This window comes from Bacteroidetes bacterium endosymbiont of Geopemphigus sp. (assembly GCF_002904345.1).
Lineage (GTDB): Bacteria > Bacteroidota > Bacteroidia > Flavobacteriales > Blattabacteriaceae > GSPS2-BC2016.
Map to the genome: position 1 here is coordinate 932,979 of NZ_PEIH01000005.1, position 14,878 is coordinate 947,856.

Sequence of the window (14,878 nt, forward strand, 5' to 3'; positions counted from 1 at the left end):
CATCAAAAACCTCTTTACGCAATCTCAGGCTACTTACCCAACGTAATTTAAAGGAACTCACAAGTTATCGCCTCGCGAATGGGAAGGGAAAACACATATTTTATCCAGCCAGGATATTCTTTTACCAGCTTTTTATCGGCTGCGGCTGAAATAGATCCTTATAAAATACAGCTGGGTTATAAACATAGAATTCCCATTTCCAACTGGTGTATCAGTTATAACGGCTTATCACGATTAAATACTTTAGATCCTTATATAGAGCGTTTTGAATTAGTTTATGTCTACCGATCTTCTTACACGGTAAGGAATATACAAAATAATATAGATTATTTTCAGAATCCACAGAGAAAAGATCAGAAGGACCGTCCATTTCAATTTATACATTATGGAAATGTTATGCTATCGAGCTATTTCAGTCCACTTCTCCAAATCAACATGACTTTCAAGCTCAACATGACTTTCAAGAATCAGTTTCAAATCTCCGACGGACAGGACTAGGACGTAATTTATCTTTAAATTTTAAGGAAAATACTATTTCAGAAAATATGGAAAGAAAATGGGAAGTAGGTACGGAATATAGATTTAAAATCTTAGATTTAAAATGCGTTTTCATAATAAAAGAAAAACGATCAAAAGCGATCTCAATATCCGAGCTACGGCAGGTATCACCGATACGCAAATGAGTTTTTATAAAATTTCGAAAAATGATATACAAAAAACCGGAGGCAACAAGTAAATTGACTTAAATTTGATCAGTAGCTTATAATTTAAACAAGGATTTCTTGATCACAGCTTTTTTGGAATACCGTCGCAGTCAATATAAAATATCCACCTCTTATCCCAGGACTACGCTCATAGCGGGGCTCAATATGATTTTTTCCTTTTGGAATCGATTCGTTTACTCTATGTCGAAAAATTTAAAATATGCCCAGGAGTATGAATGGGAACGAAAAGAAGATTATTTCACTCACACAGATATTACTGATTATACTCAAAACTAAACAGGAGGTATTATCTATTCAGAGTCGGAAAACACAGGAAAATAATTATAGGCTCTAGAAATATCCGGAACTATAGAAGTTTTAAAAGCCATTTCAGAACTTTTTATTTTGATTTCCGTTGAGCTAAAAAAATTTTAATAAAGGACTAAACAATTATCTAAACTTTTGAATACTTCGCGATATTATAATAGATCAGATATATTAAGATACATTAAGCCCAAGCAATGCAAAGAATTGCACTCTGGCGAAGAATATGAAATATATATCGATCAATATCAAGTAAATTTATGATCGAAAAAAAACAAACTTATTATGAAAGGGTCATACTTATAGGCCTGATCAATTCGATGCAAGAGGACGAGAAATCCCAGGAATGCCTTAATGAGCTTGAATTTCTTGCACAAACAGCACAGGCAAAGGTCTACGCCAGATTCACTCAGCAAATTAATCGTCCACATCCGAAAACCTTTGTTGGGTCTGGAAAATTGCAGGAGATCGCGCTTTATATCAATCAATATTCTATAGATACGATTATTTTCGATGATGAACTTTCTACAGCCCAATTGAAAAATCTTGAAAAATTATTTGAGCGAAAGATCGTCGATCGCACCCAGTTAATTCTCGATATTTTTGCTCAGCGCGCAAAGACCTCCTATGCCCGAACCCAGGTGGAATTAGCCCAGTATCAATATCTTTTACCTCGTTTAACGCGTATGTGGACTCATTTAGAGCGTCAGCGAGGAGGAATCGGGTTGCGTGGTCCGGGAGAGACTGAAATCGAAACCGACCGTCGAATAGTTCGCAAGCGCATAGGTCGGCTCCGTGAAAAGCTCTTAACTATTGACAAACAAATGGCCGTTCAGCGCAAACACCGTGGCAAACTCGTGCGAGTAGCTTTAGTAGGCTACACCAACGTAGGTAAATCTACTTTGATGAATGTCTTAAGTAAATCTGATGTTTTTATCGAAGATAAGCTTTTTGCCACGCTTGATACTACTGTGCGAAAAGTAATAGTTAAGAATCTTCCCTTTTTATTGGCCGATACAGTAGGTTTTATACGTAAATTGCCCACTTCGCTCATCGAGTCCTTTAAATCTACCTTGGATGAGGTAAGAGAATCTGACATTTTACTTCACGTAGTGGATATTTCCCATGAGAGATTCGAAGATCATATGAGCTCAGTTCGTGATACGCTTGCTGAGATCAAGGCTATTGATAAGCCCGTTATTGTGATTTTTAACAAAACAGATTGCTATTGTTTCACAGAGAAAACTGATGATGACTTGACGCCTCGCACCAGAGAAAATATTTCTCTCGATGAGTGGAAGCATAGTTATTTGACAAAAGATCCTGAGCATACAATTTTCGTTTCCGCTCACACAGGTCAGGGACTAGAAGATTTGAAGGAGTTGCTTTATCAAGAGGTGAAAAGATTGCATAGTCAACGCTTTCCTTATGATGATTTTCTTTATCCAATGTATGATGAGCAAGGATGTGAGTTGAAGTAAAAACTTTTCAAGAAAGGCTCATTTTTCTGAGCTCTTCATGTTTAAGAATCTTTATTTTCTTGCCTTTCAATTCTACCAAGCCCTCCTTTTTAAGGACTGAAAGTAATCGTATGGTGGATTCTGTAGCACTTCCTATCAGGGCAGAGAGTTCTTCTCGTGTAAGTGTTGCACGTAGATAGCCTTTTGTATCTGTGCCTAATTTTTTTTCCATTACCAGTAGACTTTCGGCCAGGCGCTCTCCTATCCTTTTCTGACCCAAAGTACTAATAGCATGATCAGCATCATCGAGTTTGCCTAAGGCTTGTTTAAGCAACTCAAGAGAAAACTTGCTATTGTTTTCAATTATTTTCAAAAAAAGCGCCTGTGGGAAAAAAAGCGTTTCGCAATTTTCTATAGCATAGATCGAGGCGCTAAGACTTCTCTGCATGAGTACCGAGCAATAGCCAATAGCCTCGCCTGCTTTTACAAAACGAAGGATCTGCTCTTTTCCGTTAATGCCGATTTTTGAAATTTTACCTAATCCCTTGATTAAAAAATAAACTCCCGAAGCAAAAGTACCTTCACTGGCTATAATTTTTCCTTTAGCATAAGAGAAGATTTTTTTTTCGTTTTGAAAGTCCTTGATCTCATCTTGGGTAAGATGATTTAGAAATAAGTTTCCAGAGAGAATTTCAGAGTTCATATCTTTGTTCATAGAGCAATCCTAAAACAGGAGACTTGTTGCAGTACAAAATTAATCTTTGTTTAAGAAACAAAAAAACCTATTGAATGTCAATTCATCACTGCTTTCACTGTAATCAAGAAACTTCAGATGACATAAAAGTTTCCCATAAGATTTTTTGTTGCCAAGGATGTAAAACCGTTTATGAGATATTGCATGAAAACGACCTGGAGAAATTTTATGAACTTAACCATTCGCCGGGTATTATCCCTAATGAAAAAAATACTTATCAATTTGATTTTCTTGATACAAAATCTATTCGAGAAAAGTTGGTCGATTTTGATGATGATCAGAGCACTTCGGTACGCTTTTTCATACCCTCTATTCATTGTAGCTCTTGCGTATGGTTATTGGAAAATCTTCCTAAAATTCAACCTTTTATACTTTGCTCAACGGTAGATTTTAGCGCTCGAACTTTAAGCGTGATCTTCAAAAATAGAGAATATAAATTAAGCGAGTTGGCGCATTTTCTCAATAAAATAGGTTATAAGCCGGCACTTAATCTTGAAAGCCTTGAAAACAAAAAACCATCTGGGGATTCTTATCTCTTTTATAAGATAACTATTGCTTTTTTTTGTTTTGCCAATAGTATGTTATTAGCTTTCCCTGAATATTTAGGCTCCCATGGGGATCTTTGGCTCAAAGATAACCAATATTTCTTTCGAATGCTCATGCTCTTGCTTTCTCTTCCGGTGATGTTTTATTCAGCTACAGATTTTTTTCGGTCTGCTTATACTGCTGTATTGCAAAAGAATTTACATATTGACGTTCCCATTGCTTTGGGTATGTTGGTACTCTTTCTAAGAAGTTTTTATGAGGTGCTTACCGGCTTTGGTCCGGGTTATTTCGATAGTTTTTCTGGTTTGGTTTTTTTTATGTTGCTCGGGCGCGCTTTTCAGATCAGAACTTATCGATTCCTGGCTTTTGATCGTGATTACAAATCTTTTTATCCTATTGCCGTTACACGCATTCATAATCAAAAAGAAGAGAATATTTTGTTGTCCGATTTACATAAGGGCGATCGTATTCTTATACGAAATGAAGAAATCATCCCAGCTGATGTTATACTGATAAGTGATGAGGCATTCATCGATAACAGCTTTATTACCGGAGAATCGCGTTTGGTCTCCCATAAAAGCGGGGATCGGATCTATGCCGGAGGGCGTCAGCGAGGAGGCGTCCTTGAAGTAGAGGTAATTAAAGAGGTTGAACAGAGTCGTTTGATCCAATTGTGGAGTCATCAGGCTTTTGAAAAATCAAAGGTATACCTTGATAGTTTGGTTAATCGCTGGAGTTATTATTTTACTCTTATTGTGCTTATCTCTGCTGTTTTTACCGCTATTTACTGGTATTACTTTGATCAGGCACGCCTTTTTCAAGCGGTTTGCGCGGTTTTAATCGTGGCTTGTCCTTGCGCTTTAGCTTTGTCTACACCTTTCACACTTGGACATTTGATGCGTATTTTCTCGCGAGAGGGTCTCTATGTCAGAGATATCCACACTATAGAGCGTATGACTAAAGTAAATACTCTGGTATTTGACAAGACAGGCACGTTAACTGAAAGTGAAGGTACACAAGTTAATTATAAGGGTTCACCCTTAAATAAAAATCAACATTCTTCCCTGGCAGCTTTATTCAGAAATTCCAAACATCCCCTTAGTCGCTCATTGTGTAATTATCTGAAGAATAGCTCTGTAAAAGAGGTTAGCGATTTTCAGGAATTCCCCGGAAGAGGCTTGCAGGCGTGCATCAATGGCTCTTTTATCAAGGCGGGTTCAGCTGATTATATAGGTGCTATACAAAAAAGAGCGCAAAACCGTACACAAGTATTTGTTTCGATAGAGGGACGTACTCTGGGATGTTTTATCTTCCATCATCGTTATCGCCGGGGATTAAAAAATCTTTTTAAGCATCTGAGCCGTTACCGTCTTTCTGTTCTCTCAGGAGATAATAACGCAGAAAGACCTTTTTTAAAATCGCTCTTTCCCTTAAACAGTGAGATGTTGTTTTGGAAAAATCCTCAACAGAAGCTCGATTATATAAATCAATTGCAGCAAAACGGCTATGGCGTAATGATGTTTGGAGACGGTTTAAATGATGCCGGAGCGCTTAAGCAGAGCGACGTAGGGGTAGCAATATCTGAAAGTGTGAATAATTTCTCGCCCGATTGTGATGTTCTTATGCAAGCAGATAAATTTCACCGGATTCCCTATTTTTTAAACCTCTCTCGTATGGGTATTCAACTGGTCATGGTTGCTTTTTTAATCAGCTTATTCTACAACGCTATAGGCTTGACTTTTGCTATAAGTGGACATCTTAAGCCAGTTATAGCGGCTTTGTTAATGCCAGCGAGTTCATTATCTGTAATGCTCTTTGCTACATCTTCTACCTGGATAGTCTCCCACCTGTTAAGAGGAAAATAATTTAGAATAAATATAAATAAAAAACCGCTTTCATATACAATTTCAATAAACATTAAAAAAGATTTTCAAGGCGTATCTTTGCAATTATATGGATATATTGCTGTTAATGATATTAGCCAGCATTTCTTTAGGACTGGTTTTTTTGATTATTTTCATAATCAATGCGAAAAATAGGCAGTTTGATGACGATGAATCCCCGGCTTTAAGAATTCTTATGGATGATTCACTTTCTGAAAAAGAAAATAAAAAGAACCAAATTTTATAGTGTATCAAATGGAAGTGCAGAAATTTTATTACGACAATCGCATTGTGAAGGCTTTTCTATATGCCACTGTTTTCTGGGCGCTCATTGGCTTTATTGCAGGTTTGGCTATCGCGCTGATGCTTTTTTATCCTGAACTTCCTGAATTTTTTCTAGGAGAACATCTTAAAGATTCCTTTGGAATTTTGAGCTATGGACGTTGGAGAATGCTTCATACCAACACCGTTATTTTCGCTTTTGTCGGCAACGTTATTTTTACCGGCTCTTATTATTCACTGCAGCGTCTTCTTAAAACACGTATGTTCAGCGATGTACTTAGTTGGGCGCATTTCTGGGGGTGGCAGCTTATGATCGTGCTTACCTGGGTTACTTATATCTTAGGGATAAATACCAGCAAGGAATATGCTGAGCATGAATGGCCTATAGATATTCTTATCGCGGTGGTTTGGATCATCTACGGCATTAATATAATCGGAACTCTTTTTGTAAGAAGAGTTAGGCATATGTATGTGGCAATATGGTTTTTTCTCGGCACATGGATAGCTGTTCTTATGTTGCATATTTTCAACAATCTTGCAATGCCCATTGCGTTAAATTCTTTGAAAAGTTATTCTATATACGCAGGAGTACAAGATGCTTTGGTACAATGGTGGTATGGCCATAACGCCGTAGCTTTTGTATTGACAACGCCTATACTCGGTTTAATGTATTATTATATTCCCAAAGCTTCCGGACGTCCTGTGTTTTCTTATAAATTATCGATCATACATTTCTGGTCACTCATCTTTGTTTATATATGGGCTGGACCTCACCATTTGATGTATACCTCTCTCCCTGGCTGGGCTCAGATGCTCGGGACGGTTTTTTCTATTATGCTCATCGCTCCGTCATGGGGTGGTATGCTTAATGGATTACTTACCCTTCGAGGGGCTTGGGATAAGGTGCGTGATGATCCGATATTGAAATTTTTTGTCGTGGCGGTCACATGCTATGGCATGGCCACTTTTGAAGGGCCTATGCTTGCTACCAAGACCTTAAACTCTATTGGACACTTTACGGACTGGATCATCGCTCATGTACATGTAGGTACTCTTGGGTGGAATGGATTTATGGCTTTTGGTGTTATTTACTGGTTGGTTAAACGACTTTGGAACATCAGGCTCTACTCCAATGCTTTAGCGAACGCTCATTTTTGGCTCGGAACCTTAGGTATTATTTTTTACGTCATTCCGCTTTATTGGGGCGCGGTGGTACAAGCTGAGATGTGGAAAGAATTTAAGCCCGATGGGACCTTGATGAATAAAAATTTTTTAGATACCGTAACGGCTATCGTACCTTTTTATAAAATGCGTTTTATAGGAGGGAGTCTTTATCTCATAGGCGCTTTTATAATGGTTTATAATCTTTACCGTACCGTTAGAATGGGACATTTTATAGCTGATGAACCTGCAGAGGTGGTAGCTCTGGTAAAGCGCTCTAAAAAGAGAAATTCTGGAGAGAAATTCCACGAATGGCTAGAGCGCAAGCCTGTACAGCTCACCGTTCTTTCTTTACTCACAATAGCTGTCGGAAGTGCGGTAGAAATCATTCCTACACTAGTAATTAAATCCAATATTGCTACTATATCAAGCGTGAAGCCTTATCGTGCCTTGGAACTTGAGGGTCGGGATCTCTATATTCGTGAGGGCTGTAACGCTTGCCATTCGCAGATGGTACGTCCTTTTAGAGATGAGGTAGTGCGTTATGGGGAATATTCCAAGGCAGGCGAATTCGTTTATGACCATCCTTTTCTTTGGGGATCTAAGCGCACCGGGCCGGATTTGGGGCGTGAAGGAGGAAAAAGCCCGAGTTCCTGGCATTTTAAACATATGTATGATCCGCGTTCTACTTCTCCAGGTTCCATTATGCCCAGATATCCCTGGTTGATGTATCGAAGATTGAATACTGAAGCGACGCTGGCAAAAATGCGTACTATGATAAAATTGGGGGTGCCCTATACTGATGACGACATTGCCCAGGCATATAAAGATATAGATGTTCAAGCCTCTAAGATTATTACAAGTATTTATAGTGAATCTCCTGATATTAAGGAGCAGATTAACGAACAGCAAAAGCGTGAAGGAAAAAGTTTTGTCCCTCTTGAAAAAAGAGAAATCATCGCGCTCATTGCCTATTTGCAACGCATCGGAACAGATATCAAAGCTCTGGAAGTGAAAACCGAGCAGAACCGATAGATATGATAGGTTTTTTTAAAAAACACCTTGCGCAAGTTCCTTATGCTGATTTACTTCAGTCGCTCGTCCTAATCTTGTTTTTTCTCTTTTTTTGTTTGACTATATTTTTTGTTTATCGAAAACCTAAAGATTATTATAAAGAGGTAAGAGACCTTCCTTTGCAAGAGGATAAAAATAAATTGTTATGAGACCCAGGGTACCCGATTTTATAACCATTCCTTTTATTATTATCGTCATAACCTTTGTATTCTATGTTTTCTCTGGAGGAAACGTCTCTTACATATGGCATCCTGTTTCTTTATCTGTTCTGATTATCTCTTTAATTTTACTGCTGATCTTAGAGGTACTTAATAAGTTCATCTACAATCAAAAACTTAAATTTCTTTCTCAAAAAGAGCGTAGTAAGCTCGTTGAGCAGAACCGGAAGAATTATTTTGTCAGACTCTATAGAAGTGGTTTTTTAGATGCTAAAGAAGAGGAAAAAGATGTGGCAGTTATAGATCATGGATTTGATGAGATATTAGAGCTTGACAATAGATTACCTTCTTGGTGGGTTAATTTATTTTATCTCACTATCATGTTTGCAGTTATTTATTTTCTAGCTTATACGTTTACTGATTTTGCTCATCCTGAAAAGGAATATGAATTGGATTATGATAAACAATTAGCTGAGATACAGGCTTATGAAAAAACACGTCCTCAGATGACGCTCGAAACGGCTCGTTTTGATGAAAATCTCGTAGAAGAAGGTAAGGTGATTTTTAAAGAGAGCTGCGCTACTTGCCATGAAGCTGACGGAAGAGGGAATATAGGACCTAACCTTACAGATGGTTACTGGATTAATAAACAAGAAAAGAGTTTATTTAAAAACGTCTTCCATATGGCATGGTATGGAAGCGAGAACAACCCTACTATGCGTGCTTTTGGAGCATCAGGAGAGATCAAAGGAAATGATATACAGAAAATCGCAAGCTATGTTTATTCTATCAATAGAAATCCTAAAAAACCATCTGACGGGAAAGCTCCTGAAGGCGAAAAAGTTACTTGGGAGGAAGAGCAGTAGTCAAAATAGTAGAACTTTTCTTAAGTTATAAGGCTTATATCCTTGCTATATTTTCGCCATCTTTTTTTCTGCTTGTTCAAAGACCTCGAAAATAAGGAGGTGATCGTGATTTACAAGACTACTGACCGACCTAAGGATGATATGATGATCTAAAGAATTTAATAAAGTATATACCGTTTTTAAAGAACAAAAGGGCTATAAAATCGTGAAATTTCTAAGGTCTATAAATGAAGGTACAAAGTATGGTTATATCATTTTTCCGCATTTGGAAAGCATCGATGATTATTGGGAAGCTAACGAGAGAAGACCTGTGCCAAGAGATATAGACATCACATTCGTTTTAAAGCCTACCAACTCATTCGCGCTGAAGGTCAAAAAATCGATGGCGGCGTTAGTCATGTTATCTTTTCTCAAATTTCCAATTCCCGGCTTAGCGAATTTTTTAAAAACCGTTGATAGCGTATTAGATAGTTTAAAGACCAAGAAAGGTTTTTTGCATGCTAGAGCTTATAAGAGCATTCAGTCTTTTGAAAAAGAATAACTTTATGTAGTTATCACTAAGTTTAAAGATCTTGAAAGCCATGTAGAAGCTTTTCAAGAGAAGGTGGCCGTTTCTTTGATAGCTCGATTTACCCGAATCTATTAAAATGGTTCCTGGGCTATATGAGCGTGTTCCTTAAATATTTGGCATAACATTAGCTAATTATAGATGAACTGCCTGTTGCTGAATTCGAAATTTTCTATATCTTTTTCATGGAATCCGATTTTAATTCTCCCTCAACTACTCAAAGCGATAGTTTTCGTGATCATATTAATACCATGGATTGGAAGGGAGTGCGTAAATGGGTGTATCCGCGCAAGCCTAAGGGACGTTATTATTATCGACGTACTATTCTTAGTTGGTTTTTATTATTATTTTTTCTTTCAGCTCCTTTTATAAACGTCCATGGAGATCCTTTTCTGAAATTTGATGTACTTCGAAGAGAATTTTTTATCTTCTCATTTCCTTTTTATCCACAGGATTTTTCCCTTTTCGCCTTAGTCACGATCATTACCCTAGTGTTTATTATTTTTTTTACGGTGGTCTATGGAAGAATTTTTTGCGGCTGGTTATGTCCTCAGACCATTTTTTTAGAAATGCTCTTTCGCAAGATCGAATATGCCATAGAAGGAGATAAAGGCGCACAACAGCGTCTGAATCGACAAGCATGGGATGAGGAAAAAATTAGAAAAAAATTTTTGAAATGGTCGATTTTCGCATTGCTTTCACTTCTTATGTCACATGTTCTATTCGCTTATTTTTTAGGTGCGGATGTGCTTTTTAAGTCTATAGAGGAAGGTCCGTTTCAAAATGCAGGGGTGTTTTTGATGATCTTTATCAACACTGGAGTTATTTATTTTGTTTACAGCTGGTTTAGAGAGCAGGTTTGTACGTTGGTTTGTCCTTATGGACGTTTCCAGAGCGTGCTGATTGACAAGCACACTATAGTGGTGGCTTATGATTATAAAAGAGGGGAAGGAACTACTGGACGTGCTAAGTTTAAAAAAGGCGAAGACCGCCAGGAGTTGGGTAAAGGCGATTGCATTAATTGCGGGCAATGTGTAGCTGTATGTCCTACGGGAATAGATATACGCAATGGCACACAACTTGAATGTGTCAACTGTACTGTTTGTATGGATGCTTGTGATGATATCATGGATAAGATCGATAAACCTCGTGGGCTGGTCCGCTATACCTCGGAATACAGTATTTCCACGCGGAAAAAATCTCAATTTACTTCTCGTATGTTCGCTTATACGGCTGTTTTAGTGCTGCTGGTAGGTATGCTAGGTGTGCTTTTGGCTTTTAGAACCCCGGTAGAGGTTAAAATTCTGCGAGTTCCCGGTTCTGAGTATAATATTCAGGGGGATCAGATCCTAAATTTTTATGAGTATGCTCTTATCAATAAGAGTTCAAAAACTGTTAATTTGCATTTTAAAGTGCTTTGTTGTAAGGGTGAAATATACTTTCCTTATGATCAAAAACAGTTAAGATTGTTCAAGGGAGAAAACCATCGTGGAAAACTCAGGGTTATTATTCCCAGAGCGGAAATCTCTCAGGCTAAAACAAGTTTGCGTATAGGGGTTTATGATCAGAATGGACGTCTTATGGATATTTACACCACGGCTTTTCTCGGGCCTTTTAAATTTTAGGAATCATGAAAATAAGGTTTCATTGGGGTACAGGTCTTGCTATTGCGTTAATTACCTTTATGGTGTTTATAGTATATATAGCTTTCATTCGTCCAAATGTAGCGAGTCAATTGGTTTCTGATCGTTACTATGAAGAAGAGATGAAATATCAAGATATCATCGATGAGCGCAACAACGCCAACGTCTTGCCTGAAAAGCTTTTCGTGGAAGTCTTACTTGCGGGTATAAAAATCCATTTTCCTAAAGCTTTCCGCACTGGCAATACCACCGGAAAATTTCATTTGTTGTGTCCCTCGGACAAACTCTGGGATGTTAATAAGTCCCTTAATCTGGATGCCCGCTCAGAAGAGCTTATTCCCGCAAGAGTACTTCGGGAAGGCGCGTATGTTCTTATTATCAGATGGAGCTCTGATAATAAAAAATACTTTATGAAACAGCCCCTCGTATGGAAACAATAATTGTAAGTACAGCCTTTATTTTGGGTGTGGCCGGTAGTTTGCACTGTTTTGGTATGTGTGGTCCTATTGCTTTTGCTATTGCTATAGATCGTAATCGAAAGGTAAAAATGCTCTTGCAGAATCTTTCTTATCAATTGGGACGTATTTTTTCTTACACGTTATTGGGTTTGATTTTTGGTATGATCGGTTACGGCTTTTCCATTGCCGGCCTTCAAAGATTCCTTTCGGTAATGCTGGGTATAGGTATGATGATTTCTGTATTCATACCCGCAAGGTTTTTTTTGCGAAACTATTGGCTTAAGCCTTATGGGCGCTTATTAGGTAAACTGCGCTTATCATTGGGGTATTTTATAAGAAAGAAAACTTTTTCCGGGCTTTTTATTGCAGGCTGTCTTAACGGGCTTTTACCTTGTGGTCTAGTCTACATCGCCCTTACTGCTGCCATATCCAGTGGTCAGGTGTTCTCGGGAGTACTTTCTATGCTATATTTTGGTTTAGGCACATTACCTTTGATGTTTACCACAGTTATTTTAGGCAATTTCGTTGGCCTTCAGTTTAAAAACAAAATATTAAAAGTTGTTCCTGTGATAGTATTTTTTGTAGGTGCGTCGCTCTTATTAAGAGGACTTGAACTTGGTATACCCTATCTTTCTCCACCAAAGGGCGCCTTACATTTGCATAAGATGCATGCAGGAAAAGTGATGCCATCATCAGATGGACATTGTCATTAAAAAATAATATTTTATTATGAGTAAAGAAGATCAGCTTGCACAAGAAGCATTAGAGTATCACAGTCGTTTCCCTGCAGGTAAAATTGGAATATCACCTACCAAAGGTTACGGCTCTCAAAGGGATCTTTCTCTAGCTTATTCACCAGGTGTAGCTGCTCCTTGTATGGAAATTTACCGGGATCATCAGAAAGTTTATGATTATACAGCTAAAGGAAATCTTGTGGCGGTTGTTACCAATGGTACGGCGGTGCTCGGACTTGGAGATATAGGCGCGCTGGCCTCTAAACCGGTTATGGAGGGGAAAGGTTTTCTTTTTAAAATATTTGCCGGTATTGATGTTTTTGATATTGAGATTTCAGAGCCGGATCCCGAGAAATTCATTCAAGCGGTTAAAGCTATCGCACCTACTTTTGGTGGTATCAATCTTGAAGACATTAAAGCTCCTGAAGCCTTTGAAATAGAACGCCGTCTCAAAGCTGAGCTGAATATTCCCGTGATGCATGACGATCAGCATGGCACAGCTATTATTTCAGGAGCCGCGCTTATTAATGCATTAGAACTTGTAGGAAAGAAAATTCAAAAGGTTAAGGTAGTAGTCAATGGTGCCGGAGCAGCGGCGATTTCTTGTACTCGTATTTATAAGCAATTGGGTATTAAAGCGGAAAATATTCTTATGTGTGACAGCAAAGGGGTGATTCGTACAGCGAGAAAAGATCTCAATAAAGAGAAGCAGGAATTTGCAGTTGATACTCTCATCGAATCCCTAGCAGAAGCCCTTAAGGGCGCGGATGTTTTTATTGGTCTTTCCGTAGCCGATGTGCTAAGTGAGGAAATGCTTTTGACTATGTCTAAGGACCCGATTATTTTTGCCATGGCCAATCCGGATCCCGAAATCCGCTATGAACTCGCTTTAAAGGCACGTCCCGATGCTATCTTAGCTACTGGACGTAGTGATTATCCAAATCAGGTAAACAATGTATTGGGCTTTCCTTATATATTTCGTGGAGCCTTAGATGTGCAAGCAACCACCATTAATGAAGAGATGAAGCTGGCTGCTGTTTTAGCCCTTGCCGATTTGGCCAAGGCTCCTGTTCCTGAACAGGTAAATATCGCTTATAATCAAAAAGATATTTCTTTTGGTCGTGAATATATTATACCCAAACCTTTCGATAATCGTTTGATTACGCATGTAGCACCTGCCGTGGCTAAAGCCGCAATGGAATCCGGTGTAGCGCGCAAGGAAATTACTAACTGGGATTCTTATAAAGACCATCTTCTTGACAGAATGGGTATAGATAGCAAGGTACTTCGAATGGTACAGAATCGCGCGCGTACCTCTCCAAAAAGCATTGTTTTTTGCAATGGTGAGGAATATAGCGTTATTAAAGCCGCTCAAATACTTAAACAGGAAGGTATCGCCCATCCTATACTTTTGGGAAATAAAAATCGTATAGCTCAACTGATGAAAAGCTACAACATCGATGAGAAATTCTCTGTTGTCGATCCTGAGAAGCAAGAAAGCAGGGAAAAAGTAGAGCGTTATGCACATATTTTTTGGGAGAAAAAACAGCGCAAAGGCATTACGTTTTATGATGCACGTAAACGCATGCAAACTCGTGATTATTTTGGCGCAATGATGGTAGATCAAAAGGAAGCGGATGTGGTCATTACAGGTTATTCAAGAAGCTTTTCCCTTAGCCTTCATCCCATATTAGAAGTCATCGGCAGTGCCCGGAACAGTTATAAAGCAGCTGGTATGATGATTTTACTTACCAGGCGTGGTCCGCTTTTCCTGGCTGATACAGCTGTGATTCCAAATCCTGATTTTGAAGATTTGGCACGCATTGCGCTTATGGCAGCGCAGATGGCTAAGACTTTCGATGTAGAGCCACATGTGGCTATGTTATCTTTTCAAAATTTTTCCTATTCTTCAGAGATCTCTAAAAAAATGGCGCAAGCGGTGGCTTATTTGCACGAAAACCATCCAGATCTATCGGTAGATGGAGGGGTGCAACCTGATTTTGCTTTGAATGAAGCGCTCATGTTGAAAAAATTCCCTTTTTCCAAATTATCCGGAAAGCGCGCCAATGTATTTATATTTCCAAATATAGCCTCCGGCAATCTTACTTATAAATTTATTCGCGGTCTGGGAGATATACAGGTAATCGGTCCGGTAATGTTGGGAATGCGAAAGCCAGCACATGTAATGCAGATGCAATCGAGTATAGAAGAAATCGTACATCTGGCTACTTTTGGGGTGATGGATGCACAACTTAGATAAACT

At 38.5% G+C, this 14,878-nt stretch carries 14 protein-coding genes; 13 read left to right on the plus strand and 1 reads right to left on the minus strand.

Annotated features, from left to right (window positions below):
• Positions 1–78 precede the first annotated feature (78 nt).
• From CS842_RS05805 to hflX, 4 genes are all read left to right on the plus strand, one after another.
• Complete coding sequence (locus tag CS842_RS05805) at positions 79–498, plus strand: hypothetical protein (RefSeq protein WP_103327892.1); 420 nt, start codon at positions 79–81, stop codon at positions 496–498.
• A 103-nt stretch (positions 499–601) separates the two neighbouring features.
• A complete protein-coding gene (locus CS842_RS07500; protein ID WP_265614128.1) occupies positions 602–736 on the plus strand; it encodes a hypothetical protein in 135 nt (44 codons plus the stop codon).
• Positions 737–782: 46 nt separating this feature from the next.
• The gene (locus CS842_RS05810; protein WP_103327893.1) at positions 783–1,001 is read left to right on the plus strand and encodes a hypothetical protein; all 219 of its coding nucleotides are present in this window, start codon (positions 783–785) and stop codon (positions 999–1,001) included.
• Between the two features lie 287 nt (positions 1,002–1,288).
• Entirely contained in the window at positions 1,289–2,509 is a 1,221-nt protein-coding gene (gene hflX, locus CS842_RS05815) for a GTPase HflX (protein ID WP_103327894.1), read from the plus strand.
• Between the two features lie 7 nt (positions 2,510–2,516).
• On the opposite strand, the gene CS842_RS05820 is transcribed toward hflX, so the two are convergent.
• A complete protein-coding gene (locus CS842_RS05820) occupies positions 2,517–3,191 on the minus strand; it encodes a Crp/Fnr family transcriptional regulator (protein ID WP_195909915.1) in 675 nt (224 codons plus the stop codon).
• Between the two features lie 86 nt (positions 3,192–3,277).
• Here CS842_RS05820 and CS842_RS05825 point away from each other — a divergent pair, with 86 nt between their 5' ends.
• The 9 genes from CS842_RS05825 to CS842_RS05870 all read left to right on the plus strand — a co-directional run bounded on the left by CS842_RS05825 (position 3,278) and on the right by CS842_RS05870 (position 14,875).
• Positions 3,278–5,653, plus strand: a complete 2,376-nt coding sequence (locus tag CS842_RS05825; RefSeq protein ID WP_103327896.1) for a heavy metal translocating P-type ATPase — start codon at positions 3,278–3,280, stop codon at positions 5,651–5,653.
• A gap of 88 nt (positions 5,654–5,741) precedes the next feature.
• Positions 5,742–5,918: a cbb3-type cytochrome oxidase assembly protein CcoS gene (gene ccoS, locus CS842_RS05830; protein ID WP_103327897.1), complete on the plus strand. Its 177-nt coding sequence runs from the start codon at positions 5,742–5,744 to the stop codon at positions 5,916–5,918.
• Positions 5,919–5,926: 8 nt separating this feature from the next.
• Positions 5,927–8,149 carry a cytochrome-c oxidase, cbb3-type subunit I gene (gene ccoN / locus CS842_RS05835; RefSeq protein WP_103328052.1) on the plus strand — a complete coding sequence of 741 codons (2,223 nt, stop codon included), beginning with the start codon at positions 5,927–5,929 and terminating at the stop codon, positions 8,147–8,149.
• 184 nt (positions 8,150–8,333) lie between these two features.
• Positions 8,334–9,212 carry a cbb3-type cytochrome c oxidase N-terminal domain-containing protein gene (locus CS842_RS05845; RefSeq protein WP_103327899.1) on the plus strand — a complete coding sequence of 293 codons (879 nt, stop codon included), beginning with the start codon at positions 8,334–8,336 and terminating at the stop codon, positions 9,210–9,212.
• Between the two features lie 205 nt (positions 9,213–9,417).
• Positions 9,418–9,753, plus strand: coding sequence for a hypothetical protein (locus CS842_RS05850; RefSeq protein ID WP_103327900.1), 336 nt, complete (start codon positions 9,418–9,420; stop codon positions 9,751–9,753).
• Positions 9,754–9,965: 212 nt separating this feature from the next.
• Positions 9,966–11,405 (plus strand): cytochrome c oxidase accessory protein CcoG, encoded by a 1,440-nt coding sequence (gene ccoG, locus CS842_RS05855; RefSeq protein ID WP_103327901.1) that lies wholly within the window; start codon positions 9,966–9,968, stop codon positions 11,403–11,405.
• A 5-nt stretch (positions 11,406–11,410) separates the two neighbouring features.
• Positions 11,411–11,863, plus strand: a complete 453-nt coding sequence (locus CS842_RS05860) for a FixH family protein (protein WP_103327902.1) — start codon at positions 11,411–11,413, stop codon at positions 11,861–11,863.
• Positions 11,851–12,594: a sulfite exporter TauE/SafE family protein gene (locus tag CS842_RS05865; RefSeq protein WP_103327903.1), complete on the plus strand. Its 744-nt coding sequence runs from the start codon at positions 11,851–11,853 to the stop codon at positions 12,592–12,594. The genes CS842_RS05860 and CS842_RS05865 overlap by 13 nt, the downstream gene beginning before the upstream one ends.
• Before the next feature lie 16 nt (positions 12,595–12,610).
• Positions 12,611–14,875 carry an NADP-dependent malic enzyme gene (locus CS842_RS05870; protein WP_103327904.1) on the plus strand — a complete coding sequence of 755 codons (2,265 nt, stop codon included), beginning with the start codon at positions 12,611–12,613 and terminating at the stop codon, positions 14,873–14,875.
• The last annotated feature ends 3 nt before the right edge of the window (positions 14,876–14,878 follow it).